General features: G+C 58.1%; 18 protein-coding genes. 13 read left to right on the top strand and 5 right to left on the bottom strand.

Features of this window, described 5'->3' with window-relative positions; all coding sequences use genetic code 11:
• Positions 1-507 precede the first annotated feature (507 nt).
• Positions 508-996 (top strand): hypothetical protein, encoded by a 489-nt coding sequence (locus ACP15W_RS18730; protein ID WP_424934467.1) that lies wholly within the window; start codon positions 508-510, stop codon positions 994-996.
• Positions 997-1,480: 484 nt separating this feature from the next.
• Here ACP15W_RS18730 and ACP15W_RS18725 read toward each other — a convergent pair whose 3' ends face one another.
• Positions 1,481-2,053 carry a hypothetical protein gene (locus ACP15W_RS18725; protein WP_424934466.1) on the bottom strand — a complete coding sequence of 191 codons (573 nt, stop codon included), beginning with the start codon at positions 2,051-2,053 and terminating at the stop codon, positions 1,481-1,483.
• A gap of 537 nt (positions 2,054-2,590) precedes the next feature.
• Here ACP15W_RS18725 and ACP15W_RS18720 point away from each other — a divergent pair.
• The 6 genes from ACP15W_RS18720 (at position 2,591) to ACP15W_RS18695 (ending at position 5,881) form a co-directional block, all read left to right on the top strand.
• Positions 2,591-2,989 (top strand): thermonuclease family protein, encoded by a 399-nt coding sequence (locus ACP15W_RS18720; protein WP_424934465.1) that lies wholly within the window; start codon positions 2,591-2,593, stop codon positions 2,987-2,989.
• Between the two features lie 324 nt (positions 2,990-3,313).
• Positions 3,314-3,583: a hypothetical protein gene (locus ACP15W_RS18715; RefSeq protein WP_424934464.1), complete on the top strand. Its 270-nt coding sequence runs from the start codon at positions 3,314-3,316 to the stop codon at positions 3,581-3,583.
• 147 nt (positions 3,584-3,730) lie between these two features.
• Complete coding sequence (locus ACP15W_RS18710) at positions 3,731-4,075, top strand: hypothetical protein (RefSeq protein WP_424934463.1); 345 nt, start codon at positions 3,731-3,733, stop codon at positions 4,073-4,075.
• 177 nt (positions 4,076-4,252) lie between these two features.
• Positions 4,253-4,690, top strand: coding sequence for a hypothetical protein (locus tag ACP15W_RS18705; RefSeq protein ID WP_424934461.1), 438 nt, complete (start codon positions 4,253-4,255; stop codon positions 4,688-4,690).
• 232 nt (positions 4,691-4,922) lie between these two features.
• Positions 4,923-5,333 carry a hypothetical protein gene (locus tag ACP15W_RS18700; protein ID WP_424934460.1) on the top strand — a complete coding sequence of 137 codons (411 nt, stop codon included), beginning with the start codon at positions 4,923-4,925 and terminating at the stop codon, positions 5,331-5,333.
• Between the two features lie 35 nt (positions 5,334-5,368).
• Positions 5,369-5,881, top strand: coding sequence for a hypothetical protein (locus ACP15W_RS18695; RefSeq protein ID WP_424934459.1), 513 nt, complete (start codon positions 5,369-5,371; stop codon positions 5,879-5,881).
• A 72-nt stretch (positions 5,882-5,953) separates the two neighbouring features.
• Here ACP15W_RS18695 and ACP15W_RS18690 read toward each other — a convergent pair whose 3' ends face one another.
• Positions 5,954-6,892, bottom strand: a complete 939-nt coding sequence (locus ACP15W_RS18690; protein WP_424934458.1) for a MurR/RpiR family transcriptional regulator — start codon at positions 6,890-6,892, stop codon at positions 5,954-5,956.
• 174 nt (positions 6,893-7,066) lie between these two features.
• Here ACP15W_RS18690 and ACP15W_RS18685 point away from each other — a divergent pair, with 174 nt between their 5' ends.
• The 6 genes from ACP15W_RS18685 to ACP15W_RS18660 are packed head-to-tail and all read left to right on the top strand — an operon-like array spanning position 7,067 to position 12,959.
• The gene (locus tag ACP15W_RS18685; RefSeq protein ID WP_424934457.1) at positions 7,067-7,573 is read left to right on the top strand and encodes a TRAP transporter small permease; all 507 of its coding nucleotides are present in this window, start codon (positions 7,067-7,069) and stop codon (positions 7,571-7,573) included.
• Positions 7,570-8,853, top strand: coding sequence for a TRAP transporter large permease (locus ACP15W_RS18680; protein ID WP_424934456.1), 1,284 nt, complete (start codon positions 7,570-7,572; stop codon positions 8,851-8,853). Before ACP15W_RS18685 ends, ACP15W_RS18680 begins: the two co-directional genes overlap by 4 nt.
• Positions 8,854-8,885: 32 nt before the next feature.
• Positions 8,886-9,923: a DctP family TRAP transporter solute-binding subunit gene (locus tag ACP15W_RS18675; protein WP_424934455.1), complete on the top strand. Its 1,038-nt coding sequence runs from the start codon at positions 8,886-8,888 to the stop codon at positions 9,921-9,923.
• 60 nt (positions 9,924-9,983) lie between these two features.
• Positions 9,984-11,450, top strand: coding sequence for a M81 family metallopeptidase (locus tag ACP15W_RS18670; protein ID WP_424934454.1), 1,467 nt, complete (start codon positions 9,984-9,986; stop codon positions 11,448-11,450).
• Positions 11,450-12,502: a D-TA family PLP-dependent enzyme gene (locus ACP15W_RS18665; protein ID WP_424934453.1), complete on the top strand. Its 1,053-nt coding sequence runs from the start codon at positions 11,450-11,452 to the stop codon at positions 12,500-12,502. Before ACP15W_RS18670 ends, ACP15W_RS18665 begins: the two co-directional genes overlap by 1 nt.
• A 55-nt stretch (positions 12,503-12,557) precedes the next feature.
• Positions 12,558-12,959 (top strand): RidA family protein, encoded by a 402-nt coding sequence (locus tag ACP15W_RS18660; RefSeq protein WP_424934452.1) that lies wholly within the window; start codon positions 12,558-12,560, stop codon positions 12,957-12,959.
• A 451-nt stretch (positions 12,960-13,410) separates the two neighbouring features.
• On the opposite strand, the gene ACP15W_RS18655 is transcribed toward ACP15W_RS18660, so the two are convergent.
• The 3 genes from ACP15W_RS18655 to ACP15W_RS18645 all read right to left on the bottom strand — a co-directional run bounded on the left by ACP15W_RS18655 (position 13,411) and on the right by ACP15W_RS18645 (position 17,449).
• Complete coding sequence (locus tag ACP15W_RS18655; protein WP_424934451.1) at positions 13,411-14,016, bottom strand: tyrosine-type recombinase/integrase; 606 nt, start codon at positions 14,014-14,016, stop codon at positions 13,411-13,413.
• A 111-nt stretch (positions 14,017-14,127) separates the two neighbouring features.
• Positions 14,128-16,269 carry a hypothetical protein gene (locus ACP15W_RS18650; RefSeq protein ID WP_424934450.1) on the bottom strand — a complete coding sequence of 714 codons (2,142 nt, stop codon included), beginning with the start codon at positions 16,267-16,269 and terminating at the stop codon, positions 14,128-14,130.
• A 718-nt stretch (positions 16,270-16,987) separates the two neighbouring features.
• The gene (locus ACP15W_RS18645; protein WP_424934449.1) at positions 16,988-17,449 is read right to left on the bottom strand and encodes a hypothetical protein; all 462 of its coding nucleotides are present in this window, start codon (positions 17,447-17,449) and stop codon (positions 16,988-16,990) included.
• Positions 17,450-17,661: the final 212 nt, after the last annotated feature.

The raw sequence follows: 17,661 nt of genomic DNA, 5'->3' as shown, positions 1-17,661 counted from the left end.
GATGGCGTGCTTGCAGTCCCGGAAGAGGCGCAATTCGGTATTAGTCATACCAAGAAACGATGAGAGAAAAATCATGAGGAAGTTTTGCTCTGATCGGGGGGTGACTCCATATGTTTAGTGCTGTCCGCCGCGCGGGCGGCTGAGAAGAACCGCAGGGGCTCGTCATGATACATGTGAGCAATTCGCCAGTAGCCGCCGCACAGGCGGAACTGGGAACCAGGGCGAACGCCGGCCCGAGGCATCTGATTGAGATCGACGCCCGCCTTTTGATCGATCATACACTCTAAGCAATCCGCACCGGAAAATGCCACAGATATGCAAAGTCGACCGTATGTCTTCTCCCACACGTATAGCCAAGGCGCAGTTCGGTCAAATCTGTATGCGGCCTATGAGCATCTGACGGACGCTCCAAGGATGCGGGCATGAAACTCAGTACGAAACTTCAATATGTAGATGCCTTTCGAACTTTTTGTATGCTGAGCCGGTGGGCCTGAAAATGGCCGGGCAATGCGTGTGTATCGAGTAGCTGTGAGGCATCGAAGGGGGAAGTACCCCGAAAATCGAGGCCGCGCTCAAACGCTGGAACCTTCCCATTTCCAGTTTCTACGAGGGATTGAAGATGACGGCCTGCATTTTGATGAGATTGCCCGAACTATCTTGACGGCCTACGCGTTCGACGAGGCGGAGGGGTTCGCCCTTTCCGGTCCCGACGTCGCTCTGCCGGTCTCTGCAGCCTCCTGCATCGCCCTTATCCTGCATGAATTGGCGACGAATTCGATCAAACATGGCGCGTTCAGCACGACGAATGGCGTGGTTCGCCTTTCCTGGCAAATACGTGCTTTGGGCGCGTCCCGCAGCGTCGCGTTCTGCTGGCAGGAAAGTGGCGGGCCACCCGTGTCGATCCCGAAAACGGAACGGAGGTTTCCGGATCATCAACGACCTGATCGCGGTCGCAAACGGATCGATCGATCTGCATTGGCCGGAAAACAGGATTGATTGTCGAGGTCGATCTTCCTCTATGAGACAAAAGATGCGGGAACTCCTCTGGGAGAAACCTCCTGTCGCTTGGGCTTTGGGCCGGTCACCCGACGGATCCGGCTTCGGGATGCCGCGGTCGCATGTTCTTTGTGGCACCCAAGGGTCCTGCGTCTTGCCACCGGGAATGACGAGACACTGTCTGCTGACATTGCGATCTCGGCGCTTTCGGTTCCCGTCTGAAGGTCGTCTTCGGACATGCTCGGGTTTGCAGACTTCAGTTAAAGAACCCCGTCCGTGTCGTGATCAGGCTTGCGGAGCCGAGGTGAGCAATTCGATGGAATATTTCCACATCCAATTCATGGCTGGTTCCCAAAGACCACACCACGCCCCCACCCAACTTTATGGGAATCTGGCGATCGGGGCGATGCCGTTGGACACAGGCGCCTCAGTGTTTCCGTCGCGATGCGAAATGCCCGGTGGGAATCCAGTGCGGCCTTTGGGATCAGGATGCGTCGAGGCGTGCCCTCAGCTCGGTCCACTCCATGAGGTCGATCTGCTGGCCTTCGGCGCGGAGTTCCTGAATACGCGTCCAGATCTTGCTTTCCTCCATTTCGGGCGTGATCGGTCCATTGGTCACGACCATCGTGGTGGTCTTGCCGACGCCGACCATGACCTTGCCGCCGGCAGAGGTAATGGTGTCAGCCTCCGGCCCGTCCGAAGCCAAGCCCCAGAGCTTGATCTTCTGGCCTTCAAGCGAAATCGGCTCGGGAAGAATGCTTTCGGCTCCGGGAGCTTCTTCAGCCGGCTCGCTCAGATCGGGTGCCGGTTCGGAAGTCACATCTCCGGAGGGCACAGCCGACGGATCGGTCTCCTCAGAAAGATCCTCCCTGGGGACATCAATCTTGCCCGAACCGGAATTGACGGCAATGTCATCCATGATGTCCTCCGGAAGCGGCTCTTCCTTGACCGCTTCGGGAGATTCCGACCTCACCTCGATATCCTCCCGGTCCTTGCTCTCGAGCGGCAGGGCAAACTTGCTGGCGAAGTTGAACCAGGGGAAGAAGAAGTGAAACATGGGTGTGCCGACCTTTCGCTTGTTGTCCTACCCTCAAGATAAGGAGCGCCCGCGCTTGGAAACAAGGCCGCGGCCTGGAGTGCCGGCCAATAGCCGCCACCCGGGTCAGAAAGTATCTTTTGTCGGTGGCCGGATTGTCCCGGCACGCCAGCGCGGGATTGTAACCCGAGTTCTGGTCGACCCGAGAGCTTCGAGATTCACTCTGCTCGCTGCCGAGGCTATTCACACATATTTCGATCAGGCAAAATCCTCGAGAGGTTAGGGGGGGCTGCTCATGATTAACCGGATCCGGATCGTGCTGGCCGCGCGGCAGCAGGCCGTGTGCGAGGCTGAAGCACTTGTCTGACAGCTTGGCGACCGCGCAGAAGCTATTGCGCTCTCACGTGCCGCAAGCGCGGATGGCCGGATCGGAGTACACCTCCAGCGTGTGGCGCGGATCGCTCGGCGCCGGCACAATCTGATTGACGGTCTCGACACCGCGACACGATACGCCGAGATCGCGCGGTGGCGCAGCCGGGCAGGGGCCCTGATTTCGTGATGAGGTTCAGATCTTCTCGCAGGCGCCCACGCGGCTTTCTGCGACGGAACGCGACGACTTCGATCGTCCTGCTCGCTCTCGCAGCCGGTGCCGGATATGCGAAACTGACCGAAGACATCTCGATCAGTCGGACAGGCGAAGCAGAGACCATTGCGGGTGTCGTCCATCGCGTTGTCGATGGGGATACGTTGCGGCTCAAGGGGCTCGAGACGCGCATACGCATCTGGGGCTTGGACGCCCCTGAGGTTGGCACACCTGGAGGTTCCGAGGCGACCGCGGCACTCACATCCCTGGCTCTGGGAGAGCCTTTGTCCTGCCGCCAGAAGGATATTGACCGCCATGGGCGAATTGTGGGCAGTGCTTTCTGTCCGGTGGAAAAGACATTTCTGCAGAGATGATCGCGAGCGGCACAGCGACGGAATACTGTCGCTATTCCGGTGGTTTCTACGGAACCTGCTGATTTTCCTGTTCGAGGTTTTGCGAGGCTGAACTGACCTCGCGATGCGCGTGGTTCTTCCGCGTGTTGGGAACCACCCATCAAACCGGGACCCGGTCGTTTGATCCCAGAGCAAGTGACGATGCACCGATGCCGGAGGCCTCTGGTCGCAAGGATCTGTTAACTGATCCGCATGGAAATGCGCCACACTTCCTTCGCTATTCCCGGTCTGGCCAATTTTCCTTCTGACAGCGCAAGGAGCTGTTGCTTCAAAGGGGAAATCGCGATGAGCGATCCTGAGAAAGAGCCGATGGGACCCGTTTCCGTCACTCTCGAACTGCCAGCCGGACTCGTCAGAGCATATGCGGCACTTGCCGAAGAGGGGATCTATCCCTCTTGCGAAAGCGCGATGCTCCGCGGGCTCATCGAGAGCTGGCGGCACAACAAGAGCCCTTGCCGCACCAACCGCCCAAGTTTTCTCGATCAGCCAGGTGAGGCGGATCCGGCCGATACGGCCTCGGAAGCCGCGTCAGCGGACGACGCGTCCGGCAGTTGATGTCTCAGTCCTCTGGGGAGGGTTGAACCGTCCCTGACCCTTTCCTTTGGCGCGGTGATGCGCCAGAGGAGCCCGGGCCTCCCAGCCTTCATTGACGCCTGAAGCCACCCCATGACGGGGCGGCAGGCTTGGCAAATGGGACGGCCTATGAATACGAAGACGACGACAGCTGCTCGCCATACCATCCGGGACGCGCTTGTCCGAAAAGCGCGCGCCACGGCGGGCATGAAATGCAGCACGCTGATCATGCTGGGCAAGCATCGGGGCAATCCCGCCAGCGTTCGCGCCGCACGCGCTTTTGCCAAGAGCATTCGCAGCAATCGGCCACACCCCCACAGATGGCAGCTGGATCGGATCATCGCCGCGCTCTCGAACGGCGCCTGTGATGTCGACGAGAGTGCGTGCCGTATCACCAGGCATCCGAGTTCCCTTCTCGACGATCGGGACATGCTTTTTGCCCTGGCGCAAGCCTCGAGACGCTCACCGTCATGATCCCGGTCATTTCGCTTGCCATGCGCCGCGGGCAATTCCGAAGGTTGTCCGCGCTCCCGAAACCCCGCGCCCCCCCGGTGCGCATGCTCTTCGAAAGCAGCGCGAGCGGTGCCTCCATGTCGCGGCACCAGCAGTGCTGGATCCGTCAATTCTACGAAATCAAGGAATGTCAAAGACATGCTGAATGAAAAACACGCCGATCGCATGATCGACGCAATTGCATCCGCTCTCGAGAATATCTGCGAGATCCATGATGCCATGCGATCTCGCCCGGATGGTCTCGACAAGGATCTTCTGGCGCGGATCGCCAGGGCCACGCCGCCGCGCGACCCGGGACGGGACGCGCTGTTCGACAGCCCCATTCTCGATGATCTCGCGGAGCTTTCCGCCGCGCTCGCAGAGGCCGAAAGGGCCGAGGAGCTCGTCGCGGAACGCTGCGGGGAATGTGGCTACTACTATACCCAGCCATACCTGACCGACGACGGTGAGTGGATACGGTCCGTCCGCGCTTCGGTTGTTCAGTTGCGACTGTTCATCCAGGAGGCGCGTGGCCTGGCCCGGGCCTCCGCCATCGCTGCCGCTGTCGGCAAGGACCTTGCGCGGCGGCACGACTGAGCGCCGGTCTCCCGCGTTTCCGGGAGGGGCCGGAAGATGACCGGTCCCAGGGTCTGATGAACCCGGCTTTTTCGCATCCCCGTCGCCGGGGGTGCGGGAGAGCCATATGCCGGATCCATGACGATGGCATATGGCTCTTCGGAACTCCCGAGCCGGAATTGACAGAAGTCACTGGGCCCATGCCGGGCCGGCGCAGAACGCGCCACTTCGTAATATTCGCATGGGAGATAACATGCATCATCGAGATAATACGCCTTGTGAGATCCAGGCGGAGCGCGTGGCTGCGGCATTCGAGGACTGGCTCCGGGAGGATGGCGAGAAGCTGATTGCCACCGTGGATACCCTGGGCGGCACCGAAGATGCCGCGATCGCTCGTTCCGTCGTAGCATCGGTAGCGCAAGGGGCGGACGCACTCGACCATTTGGTTGAGCTGCGTAGATTGCGGGACCTGATCGCCGACTATGTGGGCGGCAGCCTGCCAGCGGTCTATCGCGAGGGCGATCGTATTGTCGAATGCGATCAGGACGCACCGCATGTCCTCGACGCCCAGATCTGTGCCAATGCCCTGAACCGTGGGATCGAGGCCCTGCAGGTTCTCAAGGGAGCAATGATCAGGCGCGATGGAGAAGGGGGGCAAGCATGACACAGACACCGACAGGTGGACCTCGATCCGGCCGAATGCCAATCGATACAGTCTCGTGGCCCGCTCCGAAGGCGTCGGATCCGGCGCGGGACGCGGCTGCGGCCAACCGGGACAGGGCGTTCGAGCTGGCTCGCTGGAAGGCCGTGGAGCTCAGCTGGAACATGGTTTTTGATGAAGCGAATGCCGGTCCAGATGGCGAGGAGAACCCTGAGTTCGTGGAGCGCTACCGCTGGCTCATTTTTGCGATGGGTCTGGCCCGGTCGAGCCCCGGGGGAGATGCGGTCGCGGCTCTCGCCAGGCGGGGTTATCTGATCAGTCGGCAACGTTACCCGGGCATGAAGCCTTCGCAAATAGTCCCGATCAGCGCTTTCCATATCGTAAGCTCCAGGGCCGGTCTGCCGAGCAGTGGAACCTCGCCGTGGTCGACGATCGAGCGCAAGGCCCTTGCCGTGGATGTCGAGACGCTTCCCGTCGTGCGGGTCGTGTCAGCGCATGTGACGCTACGGGTAAAGGCGGAGCTTCGAAAGGAAGGGGTGGGCCTCGGGTAAGGCCCATTTATGTTGCGGCTAAAACCGTCTCTGGGCAATTGGGATTTGCACGAGCCTGTGCAACCTTCCGGTTCAGTCACCCAGAGGCTGAGGGCCTATTCTTCCATGATAGGCAGTGAGAGAGGCGCGGATCCGGCGCAGGTTTTCGCGGGTCTGATCTCCGTCTTCGTGTGCGACCGAAAGCGCCAAGGCATCCAGTATACAAAGATACGCCAGGCGGGAGGCGGTAGGTTTGAAGATGTCGGGGTCCTCAGGCAGTTCGATCCCGATGGATATATCGCAGAGACTTGTCAGCAGCGATCCGGTGCGGGCAATGCAGATCGTCGCGGCTCCGTAGCTGCGAGCCACGCGGGCCGCGCCCACCACCGCATCCGCCTCACCGCTTGAAGAAAATAGAAGTAGGGCATCGTCCGGTCCGAGAGTCGCAGCGCGCATCTGCATCAGGTAGCTGTCATTGACCGAGACGCTGGGAATACCCAGGCGGAAGAAGCGATTGGCTGCTTCGGCGGCAAGCATCGAGGACCCACCTCCGATTCCCGCGACGACAAGCTGGCGGCATCGAGTGAGGGCCCGGCTGGCCGTGGCAATGACGTCGGCATCGACCTGCGCCTGAAGCGCAGCGGTGGTCGAACTGAGCGTGCCCAGAATCTGCTCCAGTGGAGTTCCGGTATTGGCGTTCAGTCCACTGCTATGCTGCGGCTGGAGATACTGCTGGCTGACGGCAAGGTTCTGGGCCAGCCGCAGCTTGAACTCCCGGTAGCCTTCACAGCCCAGGGTCCGGCAAAACCGGATCACGGTTGGTGTGCTGACATTGGCTGCCTCGGCGACCTTGGCAATGGTCATGTCAGTCACGGCCTCGAGGTTTGCCTTGACGAAATCCGCAACGTTCTGTTCACGCGTGGCGAACTTGCCGTCATGCTTGTTCAGTTCCGAGATGACATCGGCCACCGTCGCACGCCCGCGCAGGGGCAGGTCTGACGGGGTGGACAGGTCTGACTGCAATCTGGGCATTTCTGCTTCTTCGCTTTCAGTTTCGTAATTGGGCTACAAAATATCCTACGAAGTTACGTGATTGGCAAGCTTTCACGCAAAAAATGTAACTGAAGCACAAAAATGCTTGAATACGCCCTCCTGATCCTGCATTGATATGAAACTAAGTTACATATCGGAATCAGGAGGTGCATCGTGAGAACATGGGCTGGGAATGCCAGCGCGCGGATCAATTCCGTGGTGGAGGCTGTGGTGGCGGCTCTCATGCTGGCTCTGGTCCTGGACGTCTGGCTGGGCGTCGCGGACCGCTACTACTTTCACTGGCAGCTGCCCTGGCCGGAGGAGTTTGCCCGTTACCTGATGATCTGGGCGGCACTTCTCGCGGTATCCTGCGGCATTGCAGGCCGGGAGCATATCGGCCTGACCGCTTTCATTGACCGCCTCCCGAAACCCATGCGTCGCTCGAGCCTGATTGCGATGGATCTGCTGGCGCTCGCCCTGTTTCTCTATGTGCTATGGTACGGAATTCCCTTCGCGAACAGTGGGGCGAGCAGGCATGCGATGATCTTCGGCACCAGTCTGCGGCCTTATTACGCCGCCATCCCGGTCGCGGCGGCTGTCGCCTCGCTACAAATGATCCTCGTGCTCATTCGTGATCTTGGCGATCACAGCGAACCCGAATTCGAGGAGGAAGCGGTATGATCTGGGCCCTTTCCGCATTCATCCTCCTCATCCTTTTCGGCATGCCCATCGGCTTTGCCATCGGCTTGGCCGGTGTCGTCGGACTGATCGACATGGGTGGGACACAGTTCCTTGCTATGGGGCCGTCCAAGATCTTCAACGGGCTCAACATCTTCCCTTTTCTCGCGATGCCGTTCTTCATCCTGGCGGGCGAGATCATGAACGACACAGGTATCACCGACCGCCTGGTCAAGTTGGCTCGGGTCCTGGTGGGCCGTTTCCGGGGTGGGCTTGCGCATACCAACATGCTGGCCTCGGTCTTCTTTGCCGGGCTCACCGGGTCAGCAACCGCCGATGCCGCAGCCTTCGGACGCACGCTCGTGCCGGCAATGGTGAAGGAAGGCTACCGGCGTGATTATGCCTGCGCGGTGACGGCTGCGGGATCGATCATCGGACCGACGATCCCGCCCTCGGGGCTGATGGTGGTCTACGGCTCCCTGATGGGCGTATCGATTGCCGGCCTGTTTGCCGCTGGTGTCGTCCCGGGGCTGGTAATTTGCCTGGTTTGCATGAGCGTGATCGCCATTGGCGGGAACCGCGAAAATCTGCCCAAGGCGGTACGCGGTGCAACGCTCGGCGAAGTCTGGCGCACCTTCGTGTCGTCTTTGACGGCTCTGGCAATGCCCGTGATTATCCTGGGAGGCATTCTGGGCGGGGTCGTCACCCCGACCGAAGCGGCCTCGATTGCTGTTGCCTACGCGCTCTTTATCGGCATCTTCATCTACCGCACGCTGACCCTGCGCAATTTCTATGGAATGCTGGTGCGCACCGCGCGGATCACGGGCGTGATCTTCGTCATCATCGCCTTCGCCGGCATTTTGGGCTGGTGGATGAGCTTCGAGCGCATCCCGCAACTCATTGCCGAGGGCGTGCTGGGTCTGTCCGACAACCGCTACGTGGTGATCGCGATCATCATCGGGCTACTGCTGGTCGTGGGCATGGTGATGGACATCACCGCAATCCTCATCATCCTTGCTCCCGTGCTTGTGCCCCTGACCGAACAGGTTGGTCTCGAGCCGATCCATGCCGGGATCATCTTCGTGCTGGCACTGAACATCTCGCTGATGACGCCCCCCGTTGGCGCCTGCCTTTTCGTACTGTCCTCGGTAACGGGCGAGAAGCTGGAACGCATCTCGCTGAAACTCTTCCCGTTCCTCATCGCCGAAGCGGCCGTGCTCTTCGTCTTTGCCTTCTGGGAGGACGCTGCCCTCTGGCTGCCGCGTCTACTCGGATTCGCCTGACAACCGCCTCACATCAACAAGGAGAAGTCCGAATGAAATACCTGCTCACAACCGTGGCCGTCGCTGCCGCAGTGACCGCCAACGCGGCTTATGCTGGTGGCACCATCAAGTTCGGCCATGACAACAAGGCCGATCCCTTCGAGAACCCGGCCCATGCCTGCACCGCTGTCTTCTCGAACATCCTGGAAGCAGGCACGAACGGTAGCATCGACGTGGAGGTCTATGGCTCCAATCAGCTTGGCACTGCCGCGGAGCACGTCCAGATGGTGCGGGACGGCGTCATTCAGGCGACCCTTACCTCGACCGGAGCTCTTGCCAGCTACTATCCGCGCATCGACGTCCTGAATCTGCCCTTCGCCTTTGCCGACAACAGTGCGACCTACGAGTTGTTCGATGGCCCCTTTGGCATGGCGCTGGCCGAGGATATACAGGCGGAGCTGGGTGATGTCGTCGTTCTGGGCTTTCCCGATACCGGCGGCTTTTTCGCGGTGACCAACTCGCAGCGCCCAATCGAGGAGCTTTCGGATTTCGACGGTATCCGCGTGCGCACCATGACGCTGCCGTCGCACCAGAAGATCATGCAGGCGCTCGGTGCCGAGGCCTATCCGCTGGCCTGGGGTGAGGTATATTCCGGTCTGCAGACCGGGGTGATCGACGGCCAGATGAATCCGGTACCAATCATATCGTTCGCGAACTTCGCCGAGGTGCAGCAATACATGACGCTGACCAATCACCTGTTCTCACCTTACACCCTCATGATCAATAGGTCCTTCTATGAGGGGCTGAGCGAGCATGAGCAGACGGTTCTGCATCATGCGGCAGAGAACTGCGTGACAGCGAGCCGCGGCATCAGCCGGATCATCGAGGCATCGGATCGCGGGCTCGCCGGGCTCATGGATCAGATGGAGGTTACCGCCCTGACTGCCGAACAGCGCAGCGCCATGGCCGAAGCGGCCCAGCCTGTGTTCGAGGCCCATGTGGAAGAGAACCTTGATGCGAAAGCTGGCGAGCTTCTCGACCTGCTTAGAACCGAGGTCGGTACCGCCAACGGCAGCGTCTACCTCCAGTAATCCGACCACATGCGGACCGGTAGCATCCTGCCACCGGTTCCAGCAAACAGGTTTCTCAAAATGCGCGTCTTCTGTGCGTCCGTCGCGACGGAATGCAATACCTTCTCGCCGCTTCGGGCCGACTTCACCGATTTCGCCCAGAGCTTCTACGCTCCGCCCGGTGAGCATCCCGATACTCCTACGCTCTGTAGCGCGGTGTTCCCGGCCCTGCGCCGGCGCGCGGCGGGTGGTGAGATTGAACTGATCGAAGGCACGGCTACCTGGGCCGAGCCGGGCGGCATCGTAAATGGCCCGACCTGGGACAGGTTGCGTGAGGAAGTGCTCGCCCAGCTTCGCGCCGCACTTCCAGTCGACGCCGTGGTGCTGGGCCTGCACGGTGCGATGATCGCTGACAATTGCGTAGATTGCGAAGGTGTGCTGATCGAGGAGGTTCGGTGCATAGTGGGTCCGGACGTGGCCATCGGCGTCAGCTTCGATCCCCACAGCCATCTGAGTGCGCGGCGGACGGACAACGCCGATATCATCACCGTGTTCAAGGAGTTCCCGCACACCGATTTCGTAGAGACCGGGGAGGCCTGTGTGGACCTGACGCTCCGGGCTGCACGGGGCGAGATCAAGCCCGTCATGTCAATCTTCGATGTCCGAATGATGGATGTGCTGCCCACCAGCCGCGACCCGATGCGAAGCTTTGTCGACCGGCTGATCGGGTTGGAAGATAGGGGCACCGCGCTTTCCATCTCGGTGATCCATGGCTTCATGGCAGGCGATTCTCCTGACCTTGGCGCGAAGGTGATCGCGATTACCGACAATGACCGCGCCACTGCTGACCGGCTTTCGCGGGAACTGGGTATGGAGCTCTTCTCCTTCCGCGGCTCAGCCACGCCGGAGTTCCTCTCGGCCCGACAGGCACTGCAATACGCCGCTGCAGCCCCCCACGGGCCCGTGGTGATTGCTGATGTCTGGGACAATCCTGGCGGCGGCGTAGCTGGCGACAGTACGATCATTTTGCGCACGGCTCTGGATATGGGCCTGACGGACATTGCTTTCGGAACGATCTGGGATCCAATGGCGGTCCGCCTGTGTCTTGCAGCAGGCGAGGGTGTGCGGATGAAGCTCCGCTTTGGCGGCAAGACATCGGACGCCGCAGGTGATCCGGTCGATGCGGATGTGATGATCCGACAGATTCAACGTAATGCAGTGCAGAGCTTCGGTACCTCGGTGGTGCCATTGGGAGACTGTGCTGTGATCGAAACGCAGGGGATCGAGATCGTGCTGAACTCCAACCGGGCACAGGCCTTCTCGCCGGACCTGTTCACCAATCTCGGTGTCGAGGCCACCGCGAAAAAGATCCTTGTCGTGAAATCGACCAACCATTTTCACGGTGCATTTGCGCCGATGGCGGCGGAGGTAATTTACGCGGCCGTTGAGGGGCCCTATCCGAACGATCCACGCAAGAATGCCTATACCCGCCTGACCCGACCTCTCTGGCCGATCGTCGAAAAGCCCCACGAGCTGGAGGTCCTGTGATGTTTCCCGATATCGATACACCCGCCGTACTGGTCGATCTCGACATCGCCGAGGCAAACATTGCCAGGTTTCAGGCGCATTGCGATGCGCATGGAATGAAGGTTCGGCCCCATATCAAGACCCACAAGCAGCCTCGGCTGGCACGCCGCCAGATCGAGGCAGGCGCGGTCGGTATCACCTGCCAGAAGATCTCTGAGGCCGAGGCGATGATTTCCGAGGGTGGCGTCGACGATGTCTTGCTGACTTATAATATTCTTGGTGCTGTCAAGCTGGAACGGCTGCGCAGGCTGGCCGGGAAGGTGCGCCTGTCGGTCGTATGCGACAGCCTCGACATCGCGCAAGGCCTTTCGGAGGCTTTCTCCAATGCGCCCGACGCCCTGGCCGTGCTTGTAGAGTGTGATACCGGGGCCGGGCGCTGTGGCGTACAAATGCCGGACGCCGCAGCCGAACTGGCGGCGGGTATTGCCGGATTGCCGGGTCTGCGGTTCGCCGGCCTGATGACCTATCCGCCCGTGGGACGGGATGCCGAAGTGCAGAACTGGCTCCAGCGCGCCGTAGCCGCCTGCGAAGCGCGGGGGCTGGAGGTCAAACTGGTTTCCAGCGGCGGGACGCCGGGCATGTGGCAGGCGCAGGACGTCCCCGCAGCCACAGAATATCGCGCCGGCACCTACATCTACAATGATCGCTCACTGGTCACTCGTGGCACCTGCACATGGGATGATTGCGCTTTGACGGTGCTTGCAACGGTTGTGTCGGTGCCCGCGCCAGGCCGCGCGATTATCGACTCGGGCTCGAAGGTCCTGACCTCGGACCTGCTCGGGCTGAAAGGGCATGGCCATGTGCTGGGCCGTGATGACATCGCTGTCGAGGCCCTGTCGGAAGAGCATGGGATCCTTAAAGCCGACGAGATCGGATTGAAGGTAGGCGATCGGGTTCGGATTGTGCCCAATCACGCCTGTGTCGTTGCGAATATGCTGGACGAGGTCCAACTCGTCCGTGGCTCGCAGGCCGAAGGGCCGACGCCGGTCGTGGCGCGCGGACAGGTCTGGTGACGTAGCTCTGCGACCTTCCACGATACATAACGAAAGAAAGCTACAGGAGAGTTCCATGACTACCTCTGAAATCCGTCGCTTCGATAGCGCCGACGCTCAGGCTGGTGGGCAGAAGCGCCCCTTCGCGAAGGCGGTTCGCGCCGGCGATTTCGTCTACGTCTCCGGCCAGGTGCCGACAGTGGACGGTGAGGTCGTGACCGGCGGTATCGTCGCCCAGACCGAACAGGTCATCGCAAACATCAGATCCGTTCTCGGCCTGGCCGATTGCAGCCTGGACGATGTCGTGAAGGTCAATTGTTGGCTGGATGACGCACGCGACTTTTCATCCTTCAATGCAGTGTTCGAGAAGCATTTCATCGATCATCCTCCGGCGCGTTCGACCGTGCAGTCGCCATTGATGATCGATGCCAAGGTCGAAATCGATGTGATCGCTTGGAAACCGGTCGCAGCAGAATAAGCGCACATGGGGGAAAGGGCGGGAAGGACTAATCCGCTCCGCCCAGTTTCACCTTTAGGGGTATATTTCCGTGAGTCAGATACGGTCGCTTTGGGCTCTGCTCCAAGTTTTACTAAAAGTAAATGTAAAAATTAATCAAAACTCTTACCCGTCCGTGGCCTCGGTTTGGCGGTCTGACGGTTTGGAGAGAACCGCCTGACTGCAGGTGCCGACAACTCCAACGCCGTTCGGCTGGCGTTAACAAGCGCAATCTCGGCGAGAAAAAAAGGACGAGGGCGTTCTGTTCTGATGAGAACTGCCTCCACATGTTTCCTGTGAGCCGCCGCGCAGGCGGATCCGGGGGCCGGGGTGGAATATTTCGCACCGGTCCCCAATCACCATCGCAATGCACCCGATCCGAACGGGCCGATTTCCCCGTCGACCCATAAGGAAGGCAATGCGATCTAACCGGCTACCCCCACATGCGCACGGCGATGTCCTGCTCCTCCTGTCCGATGGCATCGGCGTAAATCGCCGTGGTGCTGAGCTGGGCATGGCCCATCCATTTCGAGAGCATATGCAGGGGCACGCCGCGGACCACGGCATTGACGCCGAACCCGTGGCGCAGGCCCTTGGGGCTGCGGTGCGGCGCATCTGGGATGCCGGCCTCGATCATCACGGCTCTGACGATCTGCCAGACCCGCACCCGGGTGAGGGGCCAGAGCGGCACCTGCGCCCGCTTGCGGTGCTTTTGCGCCTCGCGAATACCATGGGCCGTGTTGAGCGTGTCAAGATAGTCCGGCGGCACCGGCACCGCCCGGTAGATCATCCTGGGCTTGCCGGACCCGTCCGTGCCTTTCTTCAAGGACCGCAGCGTCACCGTGCCACCCGAAAGATCGATGTGGGCGGGCGTGATCTCAACGAGTTCGGAAGGTCGGCAGCCGGTGTGGTGCAGGGTCTCGCACAAGGTGCGGTCGCGCGCGGACCGGGTCCGAGCAGCAGTGAGAAACGCCGCGCGTTCGACAGCGTTGAGATAGAGCCGGTTGCCCCGGCTGTCATGAAGGGAGACGTCTGTCATGGGCAACAGAATACGCGGAAAGTGTTAAATGCCGAAGCGGAAACCGCCCCTGCGACAGGGTGTTCTGCCCGGGGCCGGGCCGCGCGGATTTAACACTTCAGCCCAGAGTGTTTAGTGCACTGCTTCATCTGAAGTAGAAGGATCTGGGTCGGCCGATCCAATTATCTCTTCGTGTGACTTTTCGAAATTGGTGCGCCGAGCCCTTTGAAGACCCGCGGCGTCCAAGAGGGCCGCATTTGCCTCTCTTGCCGTTTTAAGAACGTAGTCCCATTCGACGGCTTCAATTGTGACGTGGTTGAAATCGCCCTCCAGGCGACGCGCGCGTCCTTGCTTGTTGAGTGTATAGGCCCACCCCGAGACCTCGTCCTTAAGGCGCCCATGAAAATCCGCAACCACCGTGCAATGGAACTGGCAGTCCGGCGAAACGCGGACGTTCCGCCGCCCGAATCCTTCAACAGACCCGTCCCTGATCTGTGCCACATACTTGCGAACTTGATCCTCAACCCGTTCATCTGATGCGTAGGACCTCCGCCCAGGGTGCTTTAGCTCGACAATGAAGACCTTGGAGAGTGGCTCGATATCGTCAACTTCTTCTACTCCACCTTGGCTTGCAATAGAACCAAGGCCGAAAAGCACATCCCATAGGACAATGTCAGGTCGATCCTCACTTTCCGAAGTGCCGATGTAGTCCTTCAGTAGGGCGTCAGACGCGAACCCCGCCGTGAAAGCGAGACGTTCATCAAGAATCCAGAGATCATGGGCGGAATGCTCGGCCATTAAGGGGTTTGTACCGACGGTCCTCATGGGTGCCAATAACGAATGGAGAGTCTTCTCAAGGTGATAAACGTCCTCCTTACCTTCGCGCTCCCGGATGCGGCGGATTAGAGCATCAAGAAGGTCGAGGACGACGCGACGCCGTGCGGCGTGATGTGCCAAGGAGCTGCGCTCGTTCTCATGGATCCCATCGGCGGCATTTCGGACAATATTTACGAAGTCTCCCGGCATCTCGTCGCCGCGAACCACTGCTGCGACTACCTCCTGTAGTCGTTTCTCCCGGTTCTCCTCCGCCCGCATCCGGGGCACGACTAAAGCCCGTGCATATGCTTCCGGCGTGGCCGTTCCAACTGGTAGTGAACCGAAAATCTCGTCGGCGGAGCTATAGGCAAAGATTGGCTGCGCAGCGAGGAATTCGTCGAACGTAGCGCGTCGCTCCAAGTCGAACTTGGTGACTTGTTCGGCAATTAACTCTTCGCGAGCCCTCGCGACAGCAACTTTGACGATCTTGTCGAGATCGCCCTCTGGGACCGTGAACGACGTCCGGCTCTCAGAGGTGCGTTCATCGAGGAACGGGCTCTGTACGATGATATGCAGCGTCAGGTCAGAGTCGCCCCTGTGTTCAATTTGATTGATGCCCAGCAAATCGTCGACCTTCCGGGATTCTACCGTCCTGCCGTTTCCGAGAAGGTGGACATGATGTTTTCCTTTGAGCCCTCGACTCGCCTTCGCATCGCAAAGGTACCCGGTGACCGTGAACGTCCCCAAGTCTTCAATTTCAAGTTCTGTCAGCTCTGTAGGGCCCAATGCTACGAGTTCCGAGACCGCTGCAGGATAAACGACGTCCTCCCGTTTGCCGCTGCGCGTCTCAACTTCGAGGTGGATGATCGGACTGCCACCATTCAGGAAATCTGCGATGAATTCCGCTGCGAAATGGGTCTTGAAAGCGTCGATTTGTTTAGAGAACTTTTCAAGATAGGGGCCTTGGCGCAGCCCTTCGAAGCGGATTTCCGTCCCGATCTCCCCATCTGCCCATTCTACTGAAGGGTCGATCTCAACGATCTGATCGGTTGGCGTCAGCCGGAACCTAAAGTCCCGGCGGACGATACCATCGTCAGAATGATATCTGCTCGACACGGATGTCGAACGGAAGGCGTCCAGCCAGAAAAGCCGGCCAACGCCTTTCCCGCCGCGCTCCTCTTTAAAGTCTGTATCCAAGGTGCAGAACGCATCGTAACGGGCATCGTCTAAGCCAATTCTCGGATCCCGAACGGTGATAACCATGTCGTCGTTACCCAATGCAGTGATCTTGACTACGATCGCTCCAGGAAGCTCTCGCTTTTCTGCAGTCTGCCGATCGTCGATCGCCATGAACGCGTTGCTGACCGCTTCAAAGAACGGTTGCAACGCTTGGGATGCATTGCCCGGCTTGGTCAGTTTGCGGATCCGGTTCGGAAGGTTCTCGCTCATCGAACGCATGGGGGTCTCCTTGCTGAGCAAGATGTTTCTCAAGTCTCCGGACGCCTGTCATCCTCTTCTGCCGATGCATGTCTCATCCGCTGGTCGGCACAATCGCAATGGGCCTGATGGAACACGCATTTAAAAGAATGGACAGAGATTTAATCCGGAATGAAATAATCGTAAAAACTACGTTCTAATTCAAGTTGTCTTGTATACTTATTTCATATGATGAGAAAGATTGGCCAATAAGTAACGCCTGAATTCTCATGGCGTGACATTCATTTGAGAATGATGATCTTATCACTTCGTCAATCTCAATGCATTTGGCGATATAATGCTTCAGCAAGCTGTCAATAGAAGACGATGCAGATATATAATTTGAACATGTATTGTGTATTATGGAAAATCTTATTTGAGGACTATAATTTGATTTGTTTGTATTTGCTTTTATGCACAATTTTTTTGTATTATAAATATTTTGGAATGCCATTAGACAAGGCTTTTTATCATCATTAATAACATCAAGACACAAAGATAAATAGTCTGCGGAACTTTTTTTGTCACCGGATATGTAATTATTTATAATATTTTGGCATGTTGAGCCAACACTTCCTCCTTCGATTTCACCTTTGTTTCCAATATTGCATCCAGAAATACTCTGGCTTACTTGCGATATTGCTTCTATGCTAAAAAAACATAGAAACAATATAGAGTATAATGCTAATTGCATATCTAATTAATTGATCTTGCAATTACTTCCGACTTTACCTCCGCTTACAGTCCCATCTCCAGAGATGCTTATATCACATCCACTTATCTCTTGGCTTGGGTGTATACTTTCATCCGTTTGAGAATTAAATTGACCGACAAGATAAGGAAAAGTGGTTTTTACACATTCATTATATGCACTTTGATCAAATGGAATTGGAACAAGCGCCTTTATACCCTTCCATTCGCCATCATCAAGTTGAACCGAACCATCTAAACCAATGTCCGTTATTCCTTTCAACTTAAACAAGGTGACGCTACCGTTCGCAGATATATCATAGGAATTATAACTGCCTTCGTTGGTTCCGCCTCGGCATACTCCTACAACGGCAACTGAAAGTGCTTCCATATCGCTCTTAGACATTTGCGCGAGTGACATATTAGGAAAGGTGACGACAAGTCCAACGAGCGTTAGAATTTTGTAATTCATCTATTTACTTCCCTTAAAAATATACGAGAGACCCTCGGATACAGAATCTGTATTCTTATCGTATATAAAAAATCGTATTAAGACAATTGTGAATGATTTTGCACTCAGCAGTCTATGCTTTTCCTAATTTTATACAAGAAATTACAACATAATATATCTTACCCGTAATATATCTGTAGCCGGGCACATTCTAAACTGGGTTGCGACATCTC

The sequence above is a fragment of the Amaricoccus macauensis genome (genome assembly GCF_049800915.1).
Lineage (GTDB): Bacteria > Pseudomonadota > Alphaproteobacteria > Rhodobacterales > Rhodobacteraceae > Amaricoccus > Amaricoccus macauensis_A.
This window is presented reverse-complemented; position numbering and strand designations above follow the sequence as displayed.